The organism is Oleiagrimonas sp. C23AA, assembly GCF_011759385.1.
Classification (GTDB): Bacteria; Pseudomonadota; Gammaproteobacteria; order Xanthomonadales; family Rhodanobacteraceae; genus Oleiagrimonas.
Genome location: NZ_JAARLY010000005.1, coordinates 86182 through 102984 on the forward strand (window position 1 = coordinate 86182; position 16803 = coordinate 102984).

16 protein-coding genes and 1 pseudogene are annotated in these 16803 nt (G+C 59.3%); 13 read left to right on the forward strand and 4 right to left on the reverse strand.

What is annotated here, in order from left to right:
* Positions 1 to 114 precede the first annotated feature (114 nt).
* Positions 115 to 1893 (forward strand): SIR2 family protein, encoded by a 1779-nt coding sequence (locus HBF24_RS09905; protein ID WP_167172458.1) that lies wholly within the window; start codon positions 115 to 117, stop codon positions 1891 to 1893.
* Between the two features lie 254 nt (positions 1894 to 2147).
* Here the strand turns inward: HBF24_RS09905 and HBF24_RS09910 are convergent, their stop codons facing one another.
* Positions 2148 to 2432: a hypothetical protein gene (locus tag HBF24_RS09910; protein ID WP_167172460.1), complete on the reverse strand. Its 285-nt coding sequence runs from the start codon at positions 2430 to 2432 to the stop codon at positions 2148 to 2150.
* 148 nt (positions 2433 to 2580) lie between these two features.
* Here HBF24_RS09910 and HBF24_RS09915 point away from each other — a divergent pair, with 148 nt between their 5' ends.
* From HBF24_RS09915 to bla, 6 genes are all read left to right on the forward strand, one after another.
* Positions 2581 to 2889 (forward strand): hypothetical protein, encoded by a 309-nt coding sequence (locus HBF24_RS09915; RefSeq protein WP_167172462.1) that lies wholly within the window; start codon positions 2581 to 2583, stop codon positions 2887 to 2889.
* A 110-nt stretch (positions 2890 to 2999) separates the two neighbouring features.
* Positions 3000 to 3323: a PadR family transcriptional regulator gene (locus tag HBF24_RS09920; RefSeq protein ID WP_167172464.1), complete on the forward strand. Its 324-nt coding sequence runs from the start codon at positions 3000 to 3002 to the stop codon at positions 3321 to 3323.
* Positions 3320 to 3832: a DoxX family protein gene (locus HBF24_RS09925; RefSeq protein WP_206064270.1), complete on the forward strand. Its 513-nt coding sequence runs from the start codon at positions 3320 to 3322 to the stop codon at positions 3830 to 3832. The genes HBF24_RS09920 and HBF24_RS09925 overlap by 4 nt, the downstream gene beginning before the upstream one ends.
* A 5-nt stretch (positions 3833 to 3837) precedes the next feature.
* A complete protein-coding gene (locus HBF24_RS09930; RefSeq protein WP_206064271.1) occupies positions 3838 to 5316 on the forward strand; it encodes a multicopper oxidase domain-containing protein in 1479 nt (492 codons plus the stop codon).
* Positions 5313 to 6545 (forward strand): chromate efflux transporter, encoded by a 1233-nt coding sequence (chrA, locus tag HBF24_RS09935; RefSeq protein WP_240922420.1) that lies wholly within the window; start codon positions 5313 to 5315, stop codon positions 6543 to 6545. Before HBF24_RS09930 ends, chrA begins: the two co-directional genes overlap by 4 nt.
* A gap of 223 nt (positions 6546 to 6768) precedes the next feature.
* Positions 6769 to 7728 (forward strand): subclass B3 metallo-beta-lactamase, encoded by a 960-nt coding sequence (bla, locus tag HBF24_RS09940; RefSeq protein WP_240922422.1) that lies wholly within the window; start codon positions 6769 to 6771, stop codon positions 7726 to 7728.
* Positions 7729 to 7850: 122 nt separating this feature from the next.
* Here bla and HBF24_RS09945 read toward each other — a convergent pair whose 3' ends face one another.
* On the reverse strand, positions 7851 to 10832 hold the full coding sequence (locus HBF24_RS09945) for a Tn3 family transposase (protein WP_167172466.1): 2982 nt from the start codon (positions 10830 to 10832) through the stop codon (positions 7851 to 7853).
* A 157-nt stretch (positions 10833 to 10989) separates the two neighbouring features.
* On the opposite strand from HBF24_RS09945, the gene HBF24_RS09950 reads away from it, so the two are divergent.
* The 4 genes and pseudogenes from HBF24_RS09950 to HBF24_RS09965 all read left to right on the forward strand — a co-directional run.
* Positions 10990 to 11280 carry a nucleotidyltransferase family protein gene (locus HBF24_RS09950; RefSeq protein ID WP_167172786.1) on the forward strand — a complete coding sequence of 97 codons (291 nt, stop codon included), beginning with the start codon at positions 10990 to 10992 and terminating at the stop codon, positions 11278 to 11280.
* Complete coding sequence (locus tag HBF24_RS09955) at positions 11277 to 11627, forward strand: DUF86 domain-containing protein (RefSeq protein ID WP_167172468.1); 351 nt, start codon at positions 11277 to 11279, stop codon at positions 11625 to 11627. Before HBF24_RS09950 ends, HBF24_RS09955 begins: the two co-directional genes overlap by 4 nt.
* A gap of 7 nt (positions 11628 to 11634) precedes the next feature.
* On the forward strand, positions 11635 to 12228 hold the full coding sequence (locus HBF24_RS09960) for a hypothetical protein (RefSeq protein ID WP_206064272.1): 594 nt from the start codon (positions 11635 to 11637) through the stop codon (positions 12226 to 12228).
* A 16-nt stretch (positions 12229 to 12244) separates the two neighbouring features.
* A pseudogene (locus HBF24_RS09965) lies at positions 12245 to 12361 on the forward strand (recombinase family protein); the annotation flags it as partial.
* A gap of 158 nt (positions 12362 to 12519) precedes the next feature.
* On the opposite strand, the gene HBF24_RS09970 reads toward HBF24_RS09965, so the two are convergent.
* Positions 12520 to 13545: a DNA-binding protein gene (locus HBF24_RS09970; RefSeq protein ID WP_167172470.1), complete on the reverse strand. Its 1026-nt coding sequence runs from the start codon at positions 13543 to 13545 to the stop codon at positions 12520 to 12522.
* Positions 13546 to 13920: 375 nt separating this feature from the next.
* Positions 13921 to 14907, reverse strand: a complete 987-nt coding sequence (locus HBF24_RS09975) for an IS5 family transposase (protein WP_167172471.1) — start codon at positions 14905 to 14907, stop codon at positions 13921 to 13923.
* Between the two features lie 260 nt (positions 14908 to 15167).
* On the opposite strand from HBF24_RS09975, the gene HBF24_RS09980 reads away from it, so the two are divergent.
* Together HBF24_RS09980 and HBF24_RS09985 are read left to right on the forward strand one after the other, a co-directional pair.
* Positions 15168 to 15341, forward strand: coding sequence for a hypothetical protein (locus HBF24_RS09980; protein WP_167172472.1), 174 nt, complete (start codon positions 15168 to 15170; stop codon positions 15339 to 15341).
* 124 nt (positions 15342 to 15465) lie between these two features.
* Entirely contained in the window at positions 15466 to 16722 is a 1257-nt protein-coding gene (locus tag HBF24_RS09985) for a hypothetical protein (RefSeq protein ID WP_167172473.1), read from the forward strand.
* Positions 16723 to 16803: the final 81 nt, after the last annotated feature.

Below are 16803 nucleotides of genomic sequence, written 5' to 3' on the forward strand. Positions count from 1 at the left end.
GGCTGGGAAAACAGGGGCGTTTCATATCGCGGCATACCTCGCGATCACTCCAAAACTGAGTGCGGCTAGTCTAGGCCTGTAGGAAACCAAGTCACTAAACTAAGACCTTCATCCATGACGCTACTTCAAAGCGACCCCGTTACGCAGCTCGCGTTCTCCGTTTACGAAAACAAGGGGGTATTTGCCGTTTTCCTAGGATCGGGGCTTTCGCGTTCAGCGGAAATCCCGACCGGTTGGGAAATCACTCTGGATCTGGTACGGCGCGTCGCAATGGCCCAAGAAACCGAAGAGCAAGCGGACTGGGCAAAATGGTATCGGGATAAGACAGGCCAGGAGCCCAACTACTCTGCGTTGCTCGAGGAGATCGCTAGCTCACCTGATGAGCGGCGAGCCATCTTGCATCGCTATATTGAACCCAGCACAGAGGACCGCGAGCAAGGCAGGAAGGTTCCAACTAAAGCGCATCATGCGATCGCTCAATTAGTTCGCTCGGGTCACATTCGGGTCATCATTACAACTAACTTTGATCGACTCATGGAGAACGCCCTGCGAGAACAGGGTGTCGAACCAACCGTAGTTGCATCGGTAGATGCGCTTGCCGGCGCTGAACCGTTGGTACACAGCCGCTGCTATCTGCTCAAGCTTCACGGCGACTACAAGGACGCACGCATCCTAAACACCGATCAGGAACTGAGTACCTACCCCAGCAGCTACGACAGGTTGCTCGATCGAATCCTTGACGAGCATGGACTGATCGTTTGTGGCTGGTCGGGCGAATGGGACCACGCGTTGCGCGCTGCATTTCTCCGCGCGCCGAACCGGCGCTACCCTGTCTATTGGTCCACCCGCGGCTCCCTCGGAACTGGTGCGGTCGAACTGGCGAACCACCGTAATGCCAAGATCATTCAGATCTCAGGGGCGGACGAATTCTTCCAGACGTTGCAGCAGCGTGTGGAAACGCTTGAACAGAGCCAGAGGCAGAATCCACTCAGCATCGAACTGCTCGTTAATAGCACGAAGCGGTACCTAGCTAAACCGGAATACCGCATTCAGCTGGACCAACTGTTTTCGCAAGAAGCCGGGCGACTGTTGGCGCAGCTGGATGACTATTCGTTCGCGCCCCACGGACAATGGAATCAAGAAGATTTTCGATCCCGGGTTTCGCGATACGAAGCATTGGCAGAGCCCTTGGCGCGCATGGCCGGCGCGCTTGGCCGATGGGGGGAAGGTAACGATCTGACGTTGGTCCTTGATATTCTCAAAGGTATATATCACCAAGCGGAAAAAATCGGGAATGGCCTAAAGATATGGCTCGGGTTACGCTCTTATCCTGCGGTACTGATCTTTACAGCGTACGGCGTCGGTCTGACACGCGCGCAACGCTGGCAAACGCTGCATGAATTCCTGGTGACCCTGTGGCCTCGGGAGCATAGAGAGCCATGTAGCGTTGTATCAACGCTGTTTCTATGGTCATGGAAAGGAGACGAGCAGGACGTCTGGAATCAACTTGACGGCCTCAGGCAGCGCAAGACGCCGCTCAGCGATCACCTACTTGAAGTCATATCTTCGTGGCGGTCAAGCTTTGCTGGCGTTTCGCCAGACTTTGACTTGGTATTCCACCGCTTCGAAACCTTGGCAGCTCTTGCATTCCTTGAGGAGAATGACGAGGCAACCTTGGAGCAAGCCGCGTCCAACACACCACATGGATTGTTCGCCAGGATGCCAGTCGGGCGTGCGGGATGGCATTCGTCATCAGCCACAACGCTTATTCATGAGCTCCAGTCCGAAGCGACCATTGCCGCGCTGCTCGATGCAGGATTCGCTAGGAGAAGTAACCGCTTTCTGGAGCTCTTCGTTGAAAGCTTCAAGCGCTACGTAGCTAAGATGTCCTGATAACAGTGATTGTATGTCGTGTAACGAAAGTTCGGAGCACGGCTGGCAGAGCGAGATGACCCAGAGGATCACGCTGGAAAGTAATACTCGGCAGGTAGGCAGTGGCTAGCTAATTTTGAGGCTCGGGCTTCGCGACCACCCGATCTGTACTGCCCCCTACCCCGATAACACAGGCTAATCACCGGCACATACCTTTCGCATTCCACCAAAAATAGCGGAGGACATCACTCGCGATGCCCTCCGCCCTACTCCGACTACTGATACGTCGGGTGCTCTTGCACCAAGCACGATGCACCGGCCGTGCGAGGGTGTTTCGGCAGCGCCAGATAGCTGGCGCGGGCCTCCTGTACCTCGGTGCTTGACGCGTCATCCGGCTCTGGCGCCGAGTAGTAGATGTCGTCGACGATCTTGCGCAACGCGGCCACGTCTCGGTAGATGGCATCGCCCATGATCGACAGCGTGGCATCGGAGAGCTCGGCGTGGTCGGCGCAGGCGACCACGTTGCCCACGGCGTGCAGACTGGCCAGGAGCAGGTTCATCTGGTCGACCTGATCCAGGGTGGCGGTGTAACCGCGTGGCGAAGTTAGGGGTCAGCTCACGAAACGGATGAAATCGTACGCTAAGCCGGTCGAACTGAGGTCATCGAACCGACGCTCAAGACCAAGTTCAGCAGAACGGAGATGCGTCATGACCGATCCTGATGATCGTTTCGGCATGCCCGCCAGTGCATTCCAGGCGGCGCGCGAAAGCCACGGCATCGACAGTCCGGTATTTCGTACAGGCATGTATGTGCCAACCCGAAAAGAAGTGGCGACGCGCTCCGCCGCCGAGCTTTACCCGATCGTGATCGACTGGATGTGGGAGAGTCCATCCGAATTGATCCCGGACAACACACAGATTGCCGACCTACGCGCGATCTTGGTCGCGCGCCCCGACGCGGACGCCACCGATATACAGCAGCTCATTGCCGCTTGCGATGACTATCTGAAAGTGTGATCGCGGCGACGCCGCTGCTCGCCACGGGCTGCCCACGACTTGCCAAGTCGCTGCTATCGGCATACGTTATCGAACATCGATAACGGCTTAAGTAACCGAGGATTCCGTTGATGGATGATCGCGACCTCTACGCAGGTCTTGTGCGTCTTCACTTGCTGCACCATGCAGCCGAGGCGCCGATCTACGGCCAGTCGATGATCGACGAGCTGGCCCATCACGGTTATCAACTCAGCCCTGGCACGCTCTACCCCATCCTGCATGGGCTTGAGAAGAAGGGATACCTCACGTCAACGCAGATCCAGGCCGGCAAGATGAATCGACGTTTCTATCGCATTACGCCGCTGGGACGACGTGCCCTGACCGGCGCCAAGCGCAAGGTCCAAGAGTTGTTCGGCGAACTTTTCCATGAGAACACCAAGGCGAAGCACCCATGATGATTTCACGTTGGCTCGTTACGCGGACCACCGGCTGGACGGTGCTGGTACGACTGCTGGTCGGCGGTGTGGTGTTCTTTCCCGAAGGACTGCAGAAGCTCCTTTTTCCGGCTCTTCTTGGCGCGGGCCGTTTCGTCAAGATCGGCATTCCGTGGCCCGAGGTCATGGGCCCTTTTGTTGGCGTGGTCGAGACCGTGTGCGGCTTGTTAATCATCCTGGGATTGCTGACGCGGTTCGCGGTCGTACCCCTGATCATCGTGATGATCGTGGCGCTCGTCTCGACCAAACTGCCGCTCATGCTGGGGCACGACGTGTGGATCTTCCATGCGCCGGTCGGGGCCCGCTACGGTTTCTGGGGTATGGCGCACGAGGCGCGCACAGACCTGTGCATGCTTCTTGGCGCGCTGTTTCTGCTCATTACCGGTGGCGGCGGCTGGTCGGTGGATGGGTGGCTTTGCCGCCGTCAGCTGTCATCGCACACCGCTACCGAATTACCACTTCAGGAGTAATCGCCATGCCGATCGATCGCCGCGACTTTCTCAAACTGAGCGGCATGACTGCGCTTGCGAGCAGCCTGCCGAGCATGGGGTATGCCGCTGACAGACAGGCTCTGGCGGTCACGCCCGACGCGAAAGCCGATGCCGCGCTGACCATTGGTACCGGCTTGGTCGAGGTGGCATCGGGCCGGATCATTTCCACGACCACGTACAACGGGCAGTTCCCCGGTCCCTTGCTTCGCTTCAAGGCGGGCCAGAAAGTGATCGTGGATATCCGCAACGACACCGATACCTCCGAACAACTGCATTGGCATGGGCAATTTGTCCCCGCCGATATCGATGGTGCTGCGGAGGAACGTACGCCGTATATTCCGGCACATGGCATGCGTCGTGAGATCTTCGTACCCGCACCATCGGGCCTGCGTTTCTACCATACGCATTTGCGCGCCGGCAGCGATCTGAGCCGGGGTCAATACAACGGTCAGGTAGGCGCGATCTACATCGAACCGAAAGCCGACGCCGGTTCGTATGACCGCGAAGTCTTTCTGGTGCTCAAGGAGTTCGAACCGTTCTTCAGTCAGGGCGGCGACATGGCGCAGGATTTCCTGGCACCGAAAGATGTCGATCCGGCGCTTAAAGCCATCGGCGAAACCGCGATGAAGGCGTCGCTGGCCAAGGGGATGCCGCACGGTTACGAGGTCGGCTATCGCGTGTTCACCATCAACGGCAAGATGCTGGGTCACGGTGAGCCGATCCGGGTCAAGCACGGTGAACGCGTGTTGTTTCACGTGATCAACGGCAGCGCGACCGAAATCCGCAGCCTCGCCTTGCCGGGTCACACGTTCAAGGTCCTGGCGCTGGACGGCAATCCCGTCCCTACACCAGCGCAGGTGCCCGTGCTTTGGTTGGGTACCGCCGAGCGCGTGTCGGCGATCGTGGCGATGGATCGGCCAGGCGTGTGGGTGCTGGGAGATTTGTCCGACGATGATCGCGGCAACGGCATGGGCATCGTCATCGAATACGCCGGCACCAAGGGCAAGCCGCGCTGGGAAAAGCCACCGGCCTCGCGCTGGGATTACCGGACGTTCGGCAAGCCGGATAGACACGTCTCCGAGCCGGACGAAGTCATCGAGATGACCTTCGCCAAGGACAACGCCGCCGATCACGGCTTCAATCGCTGGACGGTCAACGGTACCGCCTATGACATGCACACCATGCCGGTCACCCGAAAACTGTCGCTCGGCCGGCGCTACCGTTTGCGCCTGCACAACACTACCGACGATATCCACCCGATCCACCTGCATCGGAACAGCTTCGAACTGACGCGCATTGCCGGACAGGCAACCGCCGGCGTCATCAAGGATGTCGCGCTGCTGGGCGGGTATCAAAGCATGGATCTGGATTTCACCGCCGATCAGCCGGGGCTGACGCTGTTCCACTGCCACTCGCAACTGCACATGGATTACGGCTTCATGGTGCTGTTTGATTGCGCATGAGTGACACGATGCCTCATGGTGCACACGTCGCCGTCGATCAGGGTTCGCGCGGCAGCGCGATGGAGGTCGGCGCCGCCTTCCTGAAACTCGGTCTGTCGTCGTTCGGCGGGCCGATTGCCCATCTGGGTTATTTCCACCGCGAGTTCGTTGAACGACGGCGCTGGCTGGACGAGGAGCATTTTGGCCAGCTGCTCGCGCTCTGCCAGTTCCTGCCCGGACCGGCCAGTAGTCAGCTCGGCTTTTCGCTCGGTCTGCTGCGTGCCGGCTGGCGCGGCGCGATCGCGGCGTTCATCGGTTTTACGCTGCCTTCGGCGTTGCTGCTGTTCGCGTTTGCCGCGATGAGCGGCTATCTGGCCGGGCCGCTCGGTCAGAGTGCGGTGCACGGCCTCAAGCTGGTCGCTGTGGCAGTTGTCGCGCAGGGTGTGCTCGGCATGGCACGCACGCTGACCCCTGATCGCAACCGCGCCTTGATGGCCGCGGCGGCGGCGGGGCTGATTGCGATCAGCGGCAGTGCCTTGATGCAATTACTGGTGGTGGCCATCGGCGCCGCGCTGGGTCCATGGCTGTGCCGACAGGTCGCGGCGAAGCGTGGGGAGACGTTCGCGCTGTACTACGGTCGGCGCACCGGCGGCGTCTTGTTAGTGATCTTTGGCGCGTTGCTGGCGACGGCGCTGTTCGTTGCGCCGGGCCTACCGCCGCTGGCACAGGTGGCTGGTGCGTTCTATCGCGCCGGCGCGCTCGTGTTCGGTGGCGGGCATGTTGTGCTTCCGCTGTTGAAGCAGGCGGTGGTCGATCCGGGCTGGGTCAGTAGCAATACGTTCCTTGCCGGCTATGGCGCGGCACAGGCCGTGCCGGGCCCGATGTTCACACTGTCCGCGTTTCTCGGCGAACGTCTGCACGGTGGTCAGGGTGGCGTGCTCGGTGCCACCGTCAGCCTGCTGGCGATGTTTTTGCCGGGACTGCTGCTGGTCGCGGGCGCGTTACCGTTCTGGCGGACGCTGGGCAATCGGGACGGCGCCGCTCGCATGCTGGCGGGTGTCAATGCGGCCGTGGTCGGCTTGCTGGCGGCGGCGCTTTACGATCCGGTGTGGGTCAGCGCCGTGCATGACGCCAAGGATTTTGCCATCGCGCTGATTGCGTTCACGCTGCTCGTGGCCGCGCGTTGGTCCGCACTGGCCGTTGTCGCCTGGTGCGTTGCTGCCTCCGTCTTACGGGTAGTTTGGGGTTAATGGCAGCGAGCGATCGCGACTCTGGAGTTAACCAAGAAGGGTCTACGAAGCTTGGCTGAGAGTCGAGATCGGCCAAAAGCCGTTCGTTGCGGTTCAAATCGCGCCGCTACATCCGGCATTATCGTGGCGACCAGTTGCCTCGGCCCGCAAAATTTCATGGTTGTGCCCGCGACGTGTCATGTGGGACGTTCAACCTACGCCTTCCCCCAGATCGGAGTTACATATGCGCTTGTTGATAGCTGCGATGCTCCTTTGCGGTTTAATCGGGCAGAGCGCGCGTGCTCAGGTGCCGGCGTCGGGGCAAAAGAACACCGCGAACCACCCCTCGTGGACGGATCTGCAAAAAGCGTTCCGCATGCCAGCATCCGAGCGAGAAAACATTGCAAACAATCCCTCATGGACGGCTCCGCAGAAACCGTTCCGAATCTATGGCAATACATGGTATGTCGGGCCTCACGGCCTCGGCGTCTTCCTTATCACCGCGCGTACGGGCGATGCTCTGATTGACGGCGGTGTGCCGGGAGACGCTCCACTGATCGAAGCGAATATCCGAGATCTCGGCATCAATCTGCGCGACATCAAATGGATTCTCATTTCGCATGAACATTCCGACCATGCCGGCGGCATAGCGCTACTCGCGCATGCCACGGGTGCGCAGGTGATCGCGGGTGCTGCGGGCGCCACGTTGCTGGAACGCGGCGGTCACGACGACCCGGAATACGGTGATAGATTTCCGTTTCCGCCGGTGCATGTGGCACGCACGGTGACCGATGGCGAGAGTTTGCACCTAGGTGATTTGCTGCTGACCGCGCACTCGACACCAGGCCACACCAAAGGCAACATGACTTGGACGTGGACGTCATGCGAGGACAAGCGCTGCCTACACATGGTCGATGTCGGCAGCCTGTCAGCGCCCGGTTACAAATTGATCGGCCCGAAGTACTCAGGCGTCGTCAAGGATTACGAACACAGCTTCGTGCTGGTCGCGGCGTTGCCTTGCGACATCCCGCTCGCTCCGCATCCGGAAATGGTGGATTTCTGGGAACGTGTTACCAAGCGTAAACAAGGTGATGCGGATGCGCTGATAGATCCCACGGGATGCCGCGCTTACGCGAAAGATGCACGCGAAAGTTTCGAGGCACAACTGACGAAGCAACGCGCGAATGCTGCTTCAGTAAAATAGCAGCGGCCGTCAGCTTAGGGTCGATAGTGACAGTTTCCACCGACCGGCTTGATCGGGCACTTGGGGCTGCCAAGTGGTCGACACCGGTACACTGGTCAGCGATTACCGGAACGAGCGGTCAATCAGACTGGAATACGCACCTCGCCTGGAGTGCGCAAGGGTCGGAACTTGCCTTGCCCGAGCAGCCGACTCTGCCGCCAGATGTAGTCGCCGGTCAGGTTGATATGCTCCCATCCCAGCGGTGACAGATGCGGCAGCAGCGTCTCGTCAACGGCGTGGCCGCCATCGCGGAGCGCTTGGATAGCCCGTTCCAGGTACACGGTGTTCCACAGCACGATCGCCGCCACCACCAGATTGAGACCACTCGCCCGGTAACGCTGGTTTTCGAAACTGCGGTCGCGGATCTCGCCTAGCCGGTTGAGAAACACCGCGCGGGCAAGCGCGTTTTTGGCCTCGCCCTTGTTCAAGCCGATCTGCACGCGGCGACGCAGCTCGACGTGCTGGATCCAATCGAGCGCGAACAGCGTACGCTCGATGCGACCGAGTTCACGCAGCGCGATAGCCAGGCCGTTCTGTCTGGGGTAACTCCCCAGCTTGCGCAGCATCAGCGATGCGGTGACGGTGCCCTGCTTGATCGAGGCCGCAAGGCGAAGGATGTCCTCCCAGTGCGCCCGGATGTGTTTCACATTGACGTTGCCACCGATCAGGGCGGCAAGTGTCGGGTACGACTTGGCATCGCCGTGGATGTATAGGCGTTTGTCAGCGAGGTCGCGGATGCGCGGTGCGAAGCGGAAACCGAGCAGGTGCATCAGTGCGAACACGTGATCGGTGAAGCCGGCCGTGTCGGTGTAGTGCTCCTCGATGCGCAGGTCCGATTCGTGGTAGAGCAAACCGTCCAATACGTGGGTGGCATCCCGCACCGTCGCATTGATCACCTTGGTGTGGAACGGTGCGTACTGGTCGGAGATGTGGGTGTAAAACTGCACACCCGGTTCCTGACCATACTTCAGGTTCACTTGTGCAGCGGCGTGCCCATGGCCACCCGCCCTGAAGTTCTGGCCGTCCGACGACGACGTGGTGCCGTCGCCCCAATATGACGCGAACGGCTGGCGAAATTGCGCATTTACCAGTTCGGCCAATCCCGTCGCGTAGGTGTCGTCGCGGATGTGCCACGCCTGCAACCAGGTCAGTTTGGCGTAGGTGGTGCCGGGGCAGGATTCCGCCATCTTGGAGAGGCCCAGGTTGATCGCATCAGCCAGGATGGCAGTCAGGAGCAAATGGCGGTCTTCGGTCGCAGCGCCGCTCTTCAGATGCTTGAAGTGCCGCGTGAATCCGGTCCAGTCGTCGACCTCCAGCAGCAGCTCGGTAATCTTCAGGTGTGGCAGGCGGCTATACACCTGCTGCATCAACGCTTCGGCTGCCTCCGGCACGGCGTTGTCCAGCGGCGAGAGTTTGAGGTGGCCTGTAGGGGTGATTGCGGCGTCGGGAAGCTCGTTGGCGGCGGCGAGCTGTTCCACCGTCGCCAGCTCGCGCTCCAGTACGGCCAGTCGCGAGGCGAGGAATTGCTCACCGTCCGTCTCGATGGCCAGACCCAGCTCGCGCTGGTCGCGCTGTGCCGCGAAGCGGGGTGGTGGCAACAGGTAGTCCTCAAAATCCTTGAACTGGCGGGAGCCCTGCACCCAGATGTCACCCGAGCGCAGCGCGTTCTTCAGTTCGGCCAGCACACACAACTCGTAGAACGTCCGGTCCAGCCCTTCGTTCGTACAGACCAACGGCTCCCAACGCTTGCGCACGAACGAGGTGGGCGCATCGTCCGGTACCTTGCGTGCTTGACGGCGGTTTATGTCCTTCAGCAACTCGACCGCAGCGAGCAGATCGCGCGCCGCCGGTGCGGCGCGCAAGGTCAACGCTTCCAACAGCGTGGGCGTGTAGCGCCGCAGCTGATGGAGGCTGTCACCCACCAGAGCGAGGAAATCGAAGTCGGCCGGCCGGGCCAGTTGTTCGGCTTCGACAATGCTTTCGCGGAACACCTCCCACGGGATGATCGCCTCGATGGCAGCGAACGGATCGTCGCCTGACTGTTTGGCATCGATCAGGGCGCGGCCGATGCGCGAGTACAAGCGCACCTTGTCGTTGATCGCCTTGCCTGCCTCCTGGAAGCGATCGGCATGATGCCGCTTGGCCCGGCTAAACAACGCACCCATGAAGCGGTCGTGCAGGTCGATGATCTCGTCGATCAACGTGGCGCGGGTATCGAGGATCACGGCCACCAGCGTCGCGTAGCGACGACGGGGCTCCAGGTCGCGCAGATGCTGGGCGGTCATCTGGCCGCCCTCACGGGCGAGCTTCAACAGGCGGTTCTGGTGGATGGCGTGCTCCAACCCGTCCGGTAGCCACAGCTCGCGTAGAACCTTCAACCGCGCCAGGTGCGCAAGGATGTGTTTGGGCTTCGGTGGACCGGGCGGCTGTCGCAGCCAGATCAAACCACTGCCTTTGCTGCCTTCGCGCATGGTCAGTAGACCATCCAGAACGCGGCGGTGCTGATCCGCCAAGGGCGAGGTCAGCGCTTCATGCACGCGTCGCGTGCCGCGTGTCAGGGCTTCGCTACAGACCCGCTCAACGACATCGACCGTGGGCAAAATGATGCGCTGTTGTCGCAGCGACTCGATCAGCGCCTCGACCAGCACCATGCCACGGTCGGTCTGCTGGGCGAGCTCGCTGAGCTGGTGGACCACGCGGCGATAGTCGGCGGCCGAGAACGGTCTCAGGTTGAGCCACGTCTGCAATTCGGCCAGATGCTCGCGCCGAGTTTCCGGCCGCTGCGCATACTGCGGCCACACCGCCGGCTCGATGCGCAACTGTCGACCGACGTGCGTCAGCAAGGTCGCGGGCGGCTCGCCATCGGGCGGCAACGCGAAACCGGGATGGCGCAGGTAGCACAACTGCACCGCGAAGCCGAGTCGGTTGTGATGACCACGGCGCTGCCGAATGGCCGCCAGATCGGCATCGCTGAAGGTGTAGTGCTGAATCAGTGCATCATCGGAGCCCGGTAACGCCAGCACGCGGTCGCGCTCGGCGCCGGACAAGATCGAGCGACGGGGCATAGCGAAGCTCCTCTTGAAAACGCAGGTTTGTGATAACCCGGGTAGGGATCGCACCCGGTACCGTGGCTCAAGGCCTAGCGATTCTCAAAAACAGTTCTTGAAACCCTATTCTCGCACGACTACCCTAACCATGAGTTTCGATAAAGGAGAATGCCGGATGCGCCCGTCGATCGTGCTCGATCTCAAGCGAAGTGCGGTTCGCGAAACGGCAAGCCGATTTCGCACGGCGAACCCGCGCATCTTCGGCTCCGTGCTTCGCGGCACGGATCAGGAGGGCAGCGACCTCGATTTATTGGTCGACGCGCTGCCCGGCGCGACGCTGTTCGACCTGGGCGGGTTGCAGGTCGAGCTGGAATCCTTGCTCGGCATCCCCGTAGACTTACTGACGCCGAGTGATCTGCCGGCGTCGTTCCGCGCTCAGGTGCTCGCTGAAGCCCAGCCCGTATGAGCGATAATCGCCTGGGCGACTACCTTGATCATATGCGCCAGGCGGCGGCCGATGCGTGCGGATTCGTGGACGGCTTGAGCAAAGACGACTTCCTTGCTGACAAGCGCACCCAGCAGGCGGTGGTGATGAGCCTCATCATTATGGGTGAGGCCGCCACCAAAGTGATGGATGGCTACGCTGAGTTCACCCAGGCCCATCTCGAAGTGCCGTGGCGGAGCATGCGCGGAATGCGTAACCGCATCGCCCACGGCTACTTCGATATCAACCTCGACGTGGTGTGGGAGACGGTCCAAACCGCGCTTCCCGATCTGTTGCAGCAGCTGCGTGCGGCGCGCACCCACGAGTGAGGGTGCCGTGACTCGTCCCATGCCCGCTTTGCCCGTGCTGACCGTTCAGGGGGGTTGGATCCGCGAATTCGTCAATGCACCCGGTCCGTGTGTTGCACTGGGTTTGGTCGAAGAATACGGCCAGTCGTACGCCTGCCTGGCGCTACGCCCGCCAGAGGTCATTCCGCCCGAGGTCACTGCGGGGGGCTTCAGCTTCGGCCACGCTGTGCTTGGCACGGCCACGTATGAAGTCGTCCAGTTTTCGTTCCACTTCTATGGGTTCGCCACGTATCACGTGCTGGTCAATCCGAACAATCCGATTGTCCAGGCCGTGCTGGCTAACATGGTGGGGAGTGGCGACTACTTCTTCTTCGCCCTGAGTCCCGAGGGCAGCGTCACCGCCTTCCGGTCCGACATCGAACAGGATCTCTTGACGGGATTGACTGACAACCAGCCGCGCATCGAGCGTTCCACCACCACGGCCGCGCAATACCGATCGGCGCTGGCTCAGTTTGCCGAGGAGCCCGTGCCCTCCGGCGTTCTGCTCGATTGGGTATGCAGTGACGGTATCTGCTACCTAGACCTGACCTCGGATCGCGTCACGTTGACGCCGACGTCATGACCCCCAGGGTGCCGCCATGCTGATCGGCTATGCCCGCGTCTCCACGCAGGACCAGAATCTGGATCTTCAGATCGACGCGCTGCGCAAAGCGGGCTGCACCAAGGTCTTTGAAGACAAGCTCAGCGGTAGCCGAGGGATGGCCGAGATTCGTGCGAAAACGCTCATATAGCGTCTAAGTTATTGGTTTTGTGGAATTAGCTTAGTTCAGCTAAAATTAGCAAGATCGGCGAATCGCTGCTAGTTGTGGCTGCGTGATGTAGCTGTCGAGCATGCTGTCAGCGATCGGCATGGCTACGTTGCTGCGGTTGGGGCCGGCGTAGAACCAAACGGTAGCCTGGACAGAACCTCCTCCAGCGCCTCCAATCGGGCTTGGGTGCCGGCGGCGCGGTTTTGGTCCTCCTGCCGCGCGGCCCTTTCCTGGTCGAGCGCCCGCGCTGCCGCTTCCAGATCGAGACGCGCGCGTTCCAGCGCTTGGACATCGTGGCTCCATGTTGTGCGCAGGCTAGCCAGTTCTGTCACCACGGGCTTGAGGGTGGCCACCTCCTCTTGCGCCGCGCGCGTGGCGCTTCGTGCCTGCTGCAATTCCTTGTCCAGTCGGGCGTTGTGCTCCGTCAGTCGCCCGTTGTCGCGATTGAGCTGCAGGAGTTCGTGATTTTTGCCGGTGAGGGCTTCGTTGGCCTGACGCAGTGCCACCTGCAGCTCCTGGACCTGGTGCTCATGCCGGCGCTGCTCCTGCTCCCGCTGTTCCTTCACGGACGTCCGGTAGTGCTCCAGCGCCTCGCGGGCGTGCGCATGTTTTTCCTCCAGCGACTGCGCATGCGCTTCGTGCTCGGTTATGCGGGCGGTCAAGCCGTTGGCCCGTTCCTCCAGTTGCCGCACTTGCAGAGTCGCATCGAGCCGCGCTTGGCGCGCAGCCTCGTGTTGTGCCTGTTCTTCACGCAGTGCCGTCGCCGTGCGCTCCTGATCGGCGCGGATGGACGCCACCTCGTGCTTCGCCTGGTCCAACTGGGCGGTCAGCTCTTTCCGCTGGGCCTCGAAACGGGCGGCTGCCTCGGCGATCTTGGCGTCCGCCTCCTCCTGGAGCCGTCCCGCCAATCGGCTGACCAGATCGGCCAAGGCGTCGCTGATCGGGAATTTGCCGCCGACGCCGGCCGCATCGTCGGTTTCCAGTTCCTTGAGGTAGCGGTGGATAGTTGTTTTCGAGCCGGTGTTGCCCAACGCCACCCGCACCGCGTCGACCGAAGGGTGCTTTCCTTCAGCCAACAGGGCGTTGCGGGCCTTCTCGATCTCGGTCTTATATACGCCGCCACGGGCCATCGCAAAGCCTCCTCGATATTTCGTAACACATTACATACCATGTAATTACGTAATATTTCAAGTGAGCAGACTAGCAATCATGGCGCGAAATCTGACACCGGATAATGGGAGGTTATCCGGTGCCATGCGTGTTTTGCTACCTCGGCGGGGCTCTGATCATTATGAAATGTCCACCCCGGGCTGCCGGTCAGAAGGTGCAGAGCCGAGGAACCTTAGGGATCGTCTGATTAACCACACTGTCAGTGACGACGTTGGATTTTTCATGGCGCGCACAGCGTGACGATGGCCGACCGCACCGCCTCTGCATCGTTTCGCATGTCGTTTTTCGCTCGCGGCTGCCGCCCTTGGCCGCCGTGGTGCGCTCTCCGGGCGCATCTACGCCATGGAAGCCAGCAGATGCTTGCGTGCCATCCACAGGTTGCCCAGCGCGAGCAACGTCTTGACCTGGGCAGTGTTCTTGACCAGGCCCTTGTAGCGCACCTTCACATAGCCGAACTGGCGCTTGATGACCCGGAATGGGGGTTCCACCGCGGCACGGATCGAGGCCTTCGCGTGTTCCAACTGCTCGATGATTTCGCGCAGCTTGGTATCGTCGATGGCTTTCACCACGCTGCGCTTGGCCGCGATCCAGAACTTGCGTCCACGCTTCGCAGCCCGCTTCTCGGCGCCGATGTAGCCCGCATCGCCGCACACATGCCGCTCCTTGCCGTGCAACAGGTTCGGCACCTCGGTCACGTCGGCCACGTTCGCCGCCGTTCCCGTCACCGTATGCACCAGGCCGCTTTCAGCATCGACGCCGATGTGCGCCTTCATGCCGAAGAACCCCGGGTTGCCCTTCTTGGTTTGGTGCCTCTCCGGGTCGCGCGCCTTGACCTTGTTCTTCGTCGAGGGCGCCGCCGCGATGATCGTGGCATCCACGATCGTGCCTTGCGACAGCTTGAAGCCATGCCGTTTCAAGTGCTTGCCAACGGTCGCAAACAGTGGATCGGCCAGCCCGTGCCGTTCCAGCAGGTGGCGGAACTTGCACACCGTCGTCTCGTCCGGCGCCGATTCGCGGCCCAGATCCATGCCCACAAACCGGCGCATCGCCGCCGAGTCGTACAGCGCCTCTTCCACCGCCGGGTCCGACAGCGCGTACCACGGCTGCAGAAAGTGGATGCGCAGCATCCTCTCCAGCCCCACGGCCGGGCGGCCACCGCCGTCGGCACGTGGCTTGGGGTAGAACGGTTCGATCACCGCGCACAGCTCGGCCCACGGCACCACCTTGTCCATCTCGGCCAGGAACACATCGCGGCGAGTCCTCTTGCGATGGGCTTCGAAACCCGCATCGGACTGCATGGCCAAGGTCAGCTGCTGAGGCATCGATTACGCTCGGTGGAGGGCGGCTTCGCTTCGACAGCGGGGCAAAATCGGAGTTTCCTTAGGTTTGGTGACGGCATTGGAGCATGCTCCGAGGCGGAGGACAGTCATGGCCAAGAATCGGATGTTGTAACGGGCGCCCGACCGCAAGGATCCGCTTGCCCGAGGTCCGCGCCTGCCGTGCCAGGCATGTTGACAGATGAGATGAATAAGTGGTAAACCGCGAACGCCGCACAGTGCGGCGCCATGACTGGAGTCAGCGCATGTATACCAACGACGGTAAAGCGAACAGTCTCAATGATGATCTTCAAGCGATTGCTAGGGAGCTCAACATCGAAGTCGAGGCACTTGAAAGTCGGTTAGAAATGACTGACGTCACAGCCGCAGCAGCGCAATGCTGCACTGTGAACGGTGGATGCAATAGTAATTCAAAATAATGGCAAAGGGCTCCTCAAAAGGGAGCCCTTTGTTTTTGCACGTAATTCAAGATCAAGTTAAAGAGATGCATTGAGCTGGGAATGCGGTGGTGGGAAATTGCCTCAGTATATATTATGGATGAGGATGGATCGTGTGATGAGTAATCGAGAAGTTGTACTGTGTGAAGTAGACGGCCATTTTTTCCGTGTCGGATCAAGGCTTGTGCCTTACTTCACCGCCCTTTCAAAAGGAGCTGAACTACAACGCATAAAAGAAATGATGAGATCAGAACTAGGTCGTAACATTTCTGATAACGAAATAATGACCTTCCTAGAAGTCATCTTTGAAAACACGGGCGTAGCTTTAGAGCTTGATGCCGAATCTAATACGGTCAAGATCTATTCTAAAAAGAGCACGAATACAAAAGAACGGGAGACCATGATATGGCTTAGGTTCCCGATTGTGCCCGAGAACATAACATTTTTAATTGGCAAGCACCTTCGAGGTATGTTTTCGCGCTCGATGTCTGTCGTAATGTTGCTTTTCATAGCACTTATGACGCTAAATTTCATACATCAGGGCGGCGCTACAGGAATAATGGAGGCATGGGGAGGGGTGAAAGGAACACATTCAGTGGAGATTAATGGCTGGTTGCTTGCAACTTTAATGCTATTTGCATATTTGTGCCATGAATTTGGGCATTGCACTGCGTCCTCGGCCTGCGGTGTAAAGCCAGGGCGGATAGGCTTTGGATTTTACTGGTTATTCCCTGTTTTTTTTGCCGATGTAACAAAAGTGTGGCAACTAAAAAATACCGACCGTATAAAAGTTGACGTCGGCGGAGTATATTTTCAGTCGATTATAACTTCAATATATATGCTCCTTTCGCTTCACATGCCTGAACGATTTGTCGCAACTTTCCAAATCGCTGTGCTATATAACATGCTTAGTATGTGGATATCTCTTAATCCTGCACTGCGTTATGACGGGTACTGGATCGTTGCCGATGCATTGGACGAGCCAAATTTAAGTAAATCGTCGCGAAACGCTTTTATAGAAAGGCTTTTGGGTGGGCGGTTCATCAAGTCTAATAAGACTCTGCGAAACACAAGAAAAAGAGAGACTGCACTAATTGGATTTTATTTGTTGTCGCTCGTGTACAGCGTTTTTTTTGTTTGGCTAATCATTGTTGGTTTTCTGAAATCATATAAGGCATGCGCCGTTTTTGTAGAAACCGCATTACAATTTAGACCTATAACTGATGATCTTCCAAAATTGGTAGATGCTGCAGCGAGGGCTCTACCAATTTTATTTATGCCAATGGTCTTACTTGGTATTTTTGGGAGTATTAAGGAATTTTTCGGTGAATTCAATAAAGCTATGGCATCAGGTAAACCTTAAACGCCACCTTCCCATTTTAAATGGCAGGCCATTTAAAATGTCCGTGCTGAAGAAGCTTTTCGTCTAAAAGACCGGATATAA

What these genes read in the sequence shown, in the direction of transcription:
- HBF24_RS09905 (WP_167172458.1), top strand. Translation starts at nt 115, where the DNA reads ATGACGCTACTTCAAAGCGACCCCGTTACGCAGCTCGCGTTCTCCGTT.
- HBF24_RS09910 (WP_167172460.1), bottom strand. Translation starts at nt 2,432, where the DNA reads ATGAACCTGCTCCTGGCCAGTCTGCACGCCGTGGGCAACGTGGTCGCC.
- HBF24_RS09915 (WP_167172462.1), top strand. Translation starts at nt 2,581, where the DNA reads ATGACCGATCCTGATGATCGTTTCGGCATGCCCGCCAGTGCATTCCAG.
- HBF24_RS09920 (WP_167172464.1), top strand. Translation starts at nt 3,000, where the DNA reads ATGGATGATCGCGACCTCTACGCAGGTCTTGTGCGTCTTCACTTGCTG.
- HBF24_RS09925 (WP_206064270.1), top strand. Translation starts at nt 3,320, where the DNA reads ATGATGATTTCACGTTGGCTCGTTACGCGGACCACCGGCTGGACGGTG.
- HBF24_RS09930 (WP_206064271.1), top strand. Translation starts at nt 3,838, where the DNA reads ATGCCGATCGATCGCCGCGACTTTCTCAAACTGAGCGGCATGACTGCG.
- chrA (WP_240922420.1), top strand. Translation starts at nt 5,313, where the DNA reads ATGAGTGACACGATGCCTCATGGTGCACACGTCGCCGTCGATCAGGGT.
- bla (WP_240922422.1), top strand. Translation starts at nt 6,769, where the DNA reads ATGCGCTTGTTGATAGCTGCGATGCTCCTTTGCGGTTTAATCGGGCAG.
- HBF24_RS09945 (WP_167172466.1), bottom strand. Translation starts at nt 10,832, where the DNA reads ATGCCCCGTCGCTCGATCTTGTCCGGCGCCGAGCGCGACCGCGTGCTG.
- HBF24_RS09950 (WP_167172786.1), top strand. Translation starts at nt 10,990, where the DNA reads ATGCGCCCGTCGATCGTGCTCGATCTCAAGCGAAGTGCGGTTCGCGAA.
- HBF24_RS09955 (WP_167172468.1), top strand. Translation starts at nt 11,277, where the DNA reads ATGAGCGATAATCGCCTGGGCGACTACCTTGATCATATGCGCCAGGCG.
- HBF24_RS09970 (WP_167172470.1), bottom strand. Translation starts at nt 13,545, where the DNA reads ATGGCCCGTGGCGGCGTATATAAGACCGAGATCGAGAAGGCCCGCAAC.
- HBF24_RS09975 (WP_167172471.1), bottom strand. Translation starts at nt 14,907, where the DNA reads ATGCCTCAGCAGCTGACCTTGGCCATGCAGTCCGATGCGGGTTTCGAA.
- HBF24_RS09980 (WP_167172472.1), top strand. Translation starts at nt 15,168, where the DNA reads ATGTATACCAACGACGGTAAAGCGAACAGTCTCAATGATGATCTTCAA.
- HBF24_RS09985 (WP_167172473.1), top strand. Translation starts at nt 15,466, where the DNA reads ATGGATCGTGTGATGAGTAATCGAGAAGTTGTACTGTGTGAAGTAGAC.